The 6,868-nt window shown below is 69.6% G+C and carries 7 protein-coding genes and 2 pseudogenes; 2 read left to right on the top strand and 7 right to left on the bottom strand.

The features are described from left to right. Positions 1–96: 96 nt before the first annotated feature. Positions 97–223, top strand: a pseudogene (locus tag AB0N07_RS49195) (IS5/IS1182 family transposase); the annotation flags it as partial. 8 nt (positions 224–231) lie between these two features. On the opposite strand, the pseudogene AB0N07_RS49190 reads toward AB0N07_RS49195, so the two are convergent. Together AB0N07_RS49190 and AB0N07_RS49185 are read right to left on the bottom strand one after the other, a co-directional pair. After that, positions 232–579: pseudogene (locus AB0N07_RS49190) on the bottom strand (transposase); the annotation flags it as partial. A 64-nt stretch (positions 580–643) separates the two neighbouring features. Continuing rightward, positions 644–784, bottom strand: coding sequence for a hypothetical protein (locus AB0N07_RS49185; protein ID WP_365847265.1), 141 nt, complete (start codon positions 782–784; stop codon positions 644–646). Between the two features lie 202 nt (positions 785–986). Between AB0N07_RS49185 and AB0N07_RS49180 the strand changes: the two genes are divergently transcribed. Then, positions 987–1,973, top strand: coding sequence for a methyltransferase (locus AB0N07_RS49180; protein WP_365847263.1), 987 nt, complete (start codon positions 987–989; stop codon positions 1,971–1,973). Between the two features lie 253 nt (positions 1,974–2,226). Here the strand turns inward: AB0N07_RS49180 and AB0N07_RS49175 are convergent, their stop codons facing one another. From AB0N07_RS49175 to AB0N07_RS49155, 5 genes are all read right to left on the bottom strand, one after another. Further along, a complete protein-coding gene (locus AB0N07_RS49175; RefSeq protein WP_365847261.1) occupies positions 2,227–2,379 on the bottom strand; it encodes a hypothetical protein in 153 nt (50 codons plus the stop codon). 105 nt (positions 2,380–2,484) lie between these two features. Next, on the bottom strand, positions 2,485–2,937 hold the full coding sequence (locus tag AB0N07_RS49170) for a hypothetical protein (RefSeq protein WP_365847259.1): 453 nt from the start codon (positions 2,935–2,937) through the stop codon (positions 2,485–2,487). Positions 2,938–3,269: 332 nt separating this feature from the next. Then, positions 3,270–4,397 (bottom strand): IS1380 family transposase, encoded by a 1,128-nt coding sequence (locus AB0N07_RS49165; RefSeq protein ID WP_365847257.1) that lies wholly within the window; start codon positions 4,395–4,397, stop codon positions 3,270–3,272. 121 nt (positions 4,398–4,518) lie between these two features. Beyond that, positions 4,519–4,767: a hypothetical protein gene (locus AB0N07_RS49160; RefSeq protein ID WP_365847267.1), complete on the bottom strand. Its 249-nt coding sequence runs from the start codon at positions 4,765–4,767 to the stop codon at positions 4,519–4,521. A 107-nt stretch (positions 4,768–4,874) separates the two neighbouring features. After that, on the bottom strand, positions 4,875–6,098 hold the full coding sequence (locus tag AB0N07_RS49155; protein ID WP_365847255.1) for a cytochrome P450: 1,224 nt from the start codon (positions 6,096–6,098) through the stop codon (positions 4,875–4,877). Positions 6,099–6,868 lie beyond the last annotated feature (770 nt).

Raw genomic sequence — 6,868 nt, 5'->3', positions numbered from 1 at the left:
CCGGATGACAGGGAAACCGTCATGTCCGGTTCGGCGGGAGGCCGCGCGGAACAGGACCTGTCACAGCAGGCACCTCACCGCGCGGCCGACCCAACGTCGTGGCTGTCCGGCTACCGCCGACTCAGCCCCCGCTACGAGCGGAAATTCCCGCAACTACCTGGCCTTTCTCGGCCTCGCCGCAGCCCTGTGCTGCTACAAGCGACTCATCCGCCTCACCACGTAGGACACGGTCTTAACGAACTGGGAGTCGACGATCACGCGGACCGGCCAGGGACACCGGTGCCGCCGGAGACGAAGCCGTCGGCGGAGCTGGTTAAGGACGTGCCGCAGGACGCCGACCTTCGCCCAGCGGGCGAAGTAGCCGAACACGGTGCGCCACGGGATGCCGAAGTCGGCGGGCAGCGCCCGCCACTTCGCGCCGTTATCGGTGATGTAGCGGATCGCGTCGACCACGCGTCGGCGGGGCCACTTCTCCGGCGCCCTGCCCCTAGCGGTCCGGCAGGCGGGAGGCGCCAACAGCGGAAGCTGCCGTCCATCGCGAACACGGCCGTGCGCCGCGCTCGCGGACCACTCTGCCATCGCCCGCAGCGTGTTGTAGGGCCCCCACGCGGCGGCGCCGGGCACGAGGAGGACACGGGCGGTGTCAGGCACGGCCCGGCCCCCGTCCGGCCAGCGGCGACGGCGCGACGCTCGCGGCGCCGGGCGACTCCGTGGCGTACAGGGCTGGTTCTCCGGCGGGCACGGTCACCGTGCCGCGGTCCCACCCGTTGCGGTGCGAGCTCATCGGCCGCCTCTCGGTCCGGGATCCGGGCCCGGAAGCGTGCCGAGGCCCTGGCTGACGCCGCTTGACACTGTACGGCCGCACCCCGAGGACAATCCCAGATCCCCGAACGGAGACCTGTCGGGTGTCGGGGCGCCGCTCCTAGCTTCTTGTCCCACGCGGTCCGGACGCGCCCGGACACCGTCCAGAGGGAGCCCTGCCCGTCATGACAAAGCAATCCCCCGAGATGATCCACGCGCTCGCCTACGGCGCCTACCCGGCGCGGTGTCTGCAGGTCGCCGCCGAGATCGGGATCGCCGACCGGATCGACGACGAACCGGTCCCGCCCGGCAAGCTGGCGGCCGCCTGCGGGGCCGCTCCCGGCGCGCTCGACCGGGTCCTGCGGCTGCTCGCCTCGTTCGGTGTCTTCGAGGAGCGCGACGGCGGCTTCGCGCACACCGACGCGTCCCGCGTGCTGCGCGACGACCACCCGATGAGCGCGCGCCCGCTGCTGCGCCTGATGGGGCTGCCGATGCACCTGGACAGCCTCGCCCTGCTGCAGCACACCGTCATGACCGGGGAACCGGCCATCGAGGTGCTCCAGGCCGAGGGGCTCTGGGCCTACCTGCAGGAGCGGCCCGACGAGGCCGCGATCTTCGACCGCGCCATGACCTCCAAGGCGGCGGCCGACGTCCCGGCGGTCGTCGACGCCTACGACTTCACGCCGTTCGGCCGCATCGCCGACATCGGCGGCGGCCGGGGTCACCTGCTGCGCGGCATCCTGGACGCCGTACCCGGCGCCGAGGGCGTCCTGTTCGACCGGCCGGGCGTCATCGAGGCCCTGGCCTTCCCCGACCACCCGCGCCTCGCCCTGTGTGCCGGGGACTTCTTCGACGAGGTGCCCGCCGCCGACGCCTACGTCCTGATGCACGTCCTGCACAACTGGGACGACGAACGGACCGCGCGGATCCTCGCCACGGTACGGAAGTCGGCCGCCCCAGCAGCCACCCTGCTGGTCGTCGAGAACGTCCTGCCCGACGAGCGGCCGACCCCGGCGGCTCTCACGATGGACGTCATCATGCTCGCCCTCACCCGCGGCCGGGAACGCACCGAGGGCGAGCTGTCCGCGCTCCTGGACGCCGCCGGCTTCCGGTTCACCGGCATGACGGAGACCTCCGGCACCATGCGCATCGCCGAGGCGAGGGCGGTCTGACCCGTCGAAGCGCACGGCGATGCGGCGCCACCCCGGTCGTCGGGAGCCCGGCCGGGGTGGTGCCGCACTGCTGTGCTCCGCGGTGCTGCTACGCGGCGGGGCCCAGGATCACGGCGCCGACGAGCCCAGGTGGGCACTTTGGCGAACGTCACCGTCTGCCGCCGCCGGGGCCGTGCTCAGCGCTCTTCGGGTCCCGCACCGCCGGCCGAGCCGGGTCCTCACGGCCTGCCGGGCGGGAGTTGGGGCCCTGGCACTACCGGAGCCGGTGGGCGGACTCCTGAGGAAAGATCGACTGGAGGGCCACGACGCCCAGGCCGAGGGTGAGGCAGACAAACGCGGTGACTGCCAGCCACCACGGGGCGCCGCTCAGTGCCACCACCAGGCCGGTGACGCCAGTGGCCAGCAACGAGATCAGCGGTCGAGCATTTGCGAGGAGTCCCCTGGTTCAGACGGGCACCCCGGTCGGGGTGCGAGTGCCGTGCCCGGATTGTGCGCTGCCGGTGCGTCCGCTTCACAGGCGAAAGGGACGTTCTGTGTATCGGTGGGTGTCCCATGCGGAACCCGTCCTTGTCGAAGGCGCGCTGCCAGGCCGCCTCCATCGCCTGCTCCAGGGTCTGGGTGCTGCGCCGGTGGGCGGAAGCGGCCAGCCACCGGAGGAGGTGGGGCGGGGAACCGGCGACAGTTCGGCGGCCACCGAGCGGCCGGGCCATGTCCAGGACGGCATCTGGACGAGGAACTTCGGTCTCGCGGCACTGGGATACCTGCGGGTCAGGCGTTGGAAGTCGCGGGCGGTGCTGCGGGCCTCGCGCAGCTTGTGGAGGTAGAGCGGGGCGGCCCCGTCGTCCGCGGCCCAGGTGATGAAGTCCTCCATGGTCTGCAGAGTCGCGGCGCGGGCTTCGGCCATGAGCCGGTGCTGGTCTTCGGTGGTGAAGAAGCCGAAGCGGCACGCCTCGTCGGCGGGCACGTCCAGGGCGATGCGCAGACGGGGCTCCTCGGGGAAGACGTGGTTCCAGTCGATGAGGACGGCTGCGATGAAGCCGAGGACCTGCGCCGGGCGCAGCCCGGCGGCCGCGATGATTATCTAGTGCTGTCAACTCTCCCTACAGGTCGGCCCGTTGGAGAGGTGTAAGGCAAGTTAGCCCCCCCTTTTCGCTTCGTGCGGCTGAGCTGGTCGAATCGCGGTGAAGCGGTGGTTTCGGTTCCTCGTGGCTGGGTGGGCGTAGTCGGGGCCCGACGCACGGGTCGGGTTCTCCAGGGGTTCCTCGGGTCGTGGGTGGTCAGGGGCGGTGCCGCGGTTCAGGTGGCTGGCCGTGGCAGGGCTGTCAGGTGGGCGAATGCGCTGGTCAGCTCGTTTGGCCAGGGCCAGGTCGCAGAGATCCGCAGGTGCAGGCGGCGGCCGCCTCGGGTGATGCGGGCAGCTGCGTGCAGCAGCCGGTAGCGGAGCTTCTTCGGCTCGGCGGTGGCCAGTTCGCCTTCCAGCGGCAGGGTGCGCATCCAGGCGAGCAGGTCGAGGGCGGTCAAGGACAGCTCGAGCCAGGCGGTGTTGATTGCGAAGTGGCGTGAGGGGAAGCAGCCGAAGCCGGTGATCTTACCGCAGCGGATGCGGTCCTCCACGCGCGCGTGCGCGCGGTGGCGGACTTCCAGGTGCTGCAGGGAGCCCTGGCTGTAGGGGGTGTCGGTGAGGAAGACCTGGTGGCGCATGCCCTCGTCCAGGTCGAACAGGAACAACTGGGCGCCGGGGTGCGGTCGCTCGCGGCGGACGATGATCCGTGTGCCGTGGGGGTAGCCGGAGAGGTCGACCATGCCGGTCAGCTCGGCGACCTCCGCTCCTTGGCGCAGGGAGCCGTCTTGTTCCAGCGTGGGGTGCCAGACGCGTTTGGGCAAGGCTCGGATCGCTCGGCGGACCGGCTCGGTGACGGCGTATCCCACGGAGAAGAATGTACGGATGCCCCGTGGTCGCAGGTCACGCACGTGAGCCAGGAACGCCTTGGCTCCTCCTGCGCTGTCGGCGCGGACGAGGATGGGGGTGCCGTGGCGGTCGGCGTCGGGGATCTGGGCGAGTGCCGCTTCCAGGACGGTGGTGTGGTCGGCCACGGTGTTGGCGCCGGCGTTGCCGGGCCTGAGCACTCCGGCCAGGGCCTCGCCGGTGTTGTCCAGGAAGCACAGCAGCGGGTGGTAGCCGAAGCCGCGCTTGTAGGTCGCCGCGGCCTGTTCTTTCTCCGACATCACCGCCAAGTCCGCTGCTATCCGCCCGGGCTGGTGCCCGGTGCCACGTGGTCGCAGGTGTCGCAGCGCGTCGGTGAAGGCCGCGGTCACTCCGGTGGCATCGGCCAGATCCGCCAGCAGTCGGGTCCCGGCATGGCTGAACACCCCGCGGCCGTCAGCCGAGACGACGAGCTTCGGGCGCGACCCGGTCGCGTGCACGCAGAAAGTGCCTTCCTGCTCGGACTGCAGAGACCTTAGAAAAGCCTCATCGTCCCAGCTCAGGAGGCACTTTCGCTTTCCCGCTCAAGATCCGGACGCCGCAGCAAGTGAAACGCGCAGGCTAGGATGTAAACGGCAATCTGCCCAGTTCAAACGCCCTCTGAGGATCTGACGTGGCTTCGATCAGGGCTCGACAGGTCAGTGTTTCGGCCAGGTGCACCCTGTATGCCCGTGATCCGGAGGGATCGGATGCCGGCAGGACGCATCGGGCTGCCACCAGTGCGGCGGCCCTTTTCCTGGCTGCTGCTTCGACTGGCTGACCGTTGAGGAACTCTTCGGCGAGGTGGGCCCGCAATGGCGTTCCCCCCAGGTTTGAGGTGAATCACCTGTATCCATCCCGGCTGCGGCATCGAGCCGGGTAGTGGCATGGTGAGTACGCGGGAGTTCGGGCCGCCGCTGCTTCTTCTGTGGTTCCGTCTATGCGGCCGGGCCCAGGGTTACAGGCAGTTCGACCACGTCGTTGCCCATGAACGAGTGCTGGGGCACAAGTTGGTCGGGCGCGACGGCGAGAGCGAGCTGGGGGAAGCGCTCGAACAGGGCCGGGAGGGCCACTTCGGCTTCGAGGCGGGCGAGCGGGGCTCCGAGACAGTAGTGAATGCCGTAGCCGAAGGCGAGGTGCTGCTTGTCGGCGCGGTCGATCTGGAAGCCGGCGGGGTCGGCATGGACCGCCGGGTCGCGGCCGTGGGCGCCGAAGCCGATGATGACAGCATCACCGGCCGCTATGACGACACCCTCACCCAGGTCGATGTCCGCCGTGGCATACCGAAGCGGAAAGTGCATGACGGGCGGGTGCACGCGCAGTGCCTCCTCGATCACGTCGCTCCAGCGGGCCGGTTCGGCGCGAACCTTTGCGAGCTGGTCGGGGTGGGTGAGGAGTTCGCGTACCGCGGCTCCGATCAGGGCGACGGTGGTTTCGCTGCCGGCACCGATCATCAGGATGAGGGTGGAGACGAGTTCGGCCTCGCTGAGCCGGTCGCCGTCCTCGTCGTGGGCGGTCAGCAGCACGCTCGTCATGTCATCGCCGGGCATCAGGCGCTTGGTATCGATCAGGGACTGCATCGCGCGGTAGAGGTCCTGGGCGAGGATCTCGGACTGCTCGGGCGTGACGTCCGCTGCGAACACGGCCCCCATGACACGGAGCATCTCGGGCCGCTGGTCCGCGGGGACACCGAACAGGTCACAGATGACCCGGGTGGGCACTCCGTGCGCGAACCCGGCACGCAGGTCGACGCGTTCGGTGGCACCACGGCGCTCCAGCGCATCCAGGAGATCGGTGACGACGGCCTCGATCCCGGGCCGCATCGCCTCGATCCTGCGGGCGGTGAACGCCTTGCTGATCAGCTGCTTCAGGCGTGTGTGGTCGTCCCCGTCAGAGGTGGTCATGTTGATCACGTCGACAAACGGGTACAGCCACGGAACGTCGCCGGGCCGGTGTCCCGGCCAGGACTTGCGCGGGTCCTTGGAGATGTGCGGGTGGACAAGGAGTTCCTTGGCGATGTCACCGCGGGTGACCGACCAGGCCACGACGCCGTCCGGCAGGTTCACGCGGACGGCGGGGCCGGCAGCCCGGAGTTCGTCGAGCTGGTCGTACAGGCGCCTCCCGGCGTCGAGAGTCACGGTCTCTGTGGGAGTACTGGTCACGTCGTAGCTCCTGGCGGTTCGGCTGCGATGCGCAGGCATGTCGCGGATACGTGGGGCGGGCGAAAGGAGTTGACGCCGGAGGAAGGTGTGCGCGGGTGCACCTTCGGCACGTCAGAACGGCAGCACCCTAGGGCCGCACCACAGGGGCAGGGACAGATCCCCGAACGGGGACCTGTCGGATATCAGGCCCGCCTGCCTACGTTTCGTCGTGCGCCAACCATGTCCGTCCGGCGGCCGGTCGGCGCACTGCGTACTTCGGTGCCGGACCGGCGAGTGGGTCATGACTCCTGATGACGTAACCACCCCGTCCTTAGCCGGAGTCTCATCGCGGGCTGTCAAAGCCGGGACACCGGGTAGCCGAAATCGCCGTCGACCGCCACTGCCAGGACAGGCGTTTCACCAGCCAGCTGACGCTGCCTCCCACAACCGCTCCCCGCTCACGGGGCGCATCGTGCTGAAGCCGGTACAGCGTCGGTGGCGGATCGAAGAGACTTTCAGGCGCCCGAGGCATCGGGAAAGACGGGGTGGTTACGTCATCAGGAATCATGACCCACTCGCCGGTTCCGCACCGAAGTACGCAGTGCGTCAACCGGCCGCCCGACGGACATGGTTGGCGCACCACCAAACGTAGGCAGGCGGGCCTGATACCCGACAGGTCCCCGTTCGGGGATCAGTCCCCAACGTCGCTTCCTTGCCGGGTGATCCTTTAGGATCCGGGGCTTGTGGCTCGTGATCATGTGGTGGGGGATGGCTTCCCGGAGCGGATACGG

Source organism: Streptomyces sp. NPDC051172 (assembly GCF_040682555.1).
GTDB lineage: Bacteria > Actinomycetota > Actinomycetes > Streptomycetales > Streptomycetaceae > Streptomyces.
This window is presented reverse-complemented; position numbering and strand designations above follow the sequence as displayed.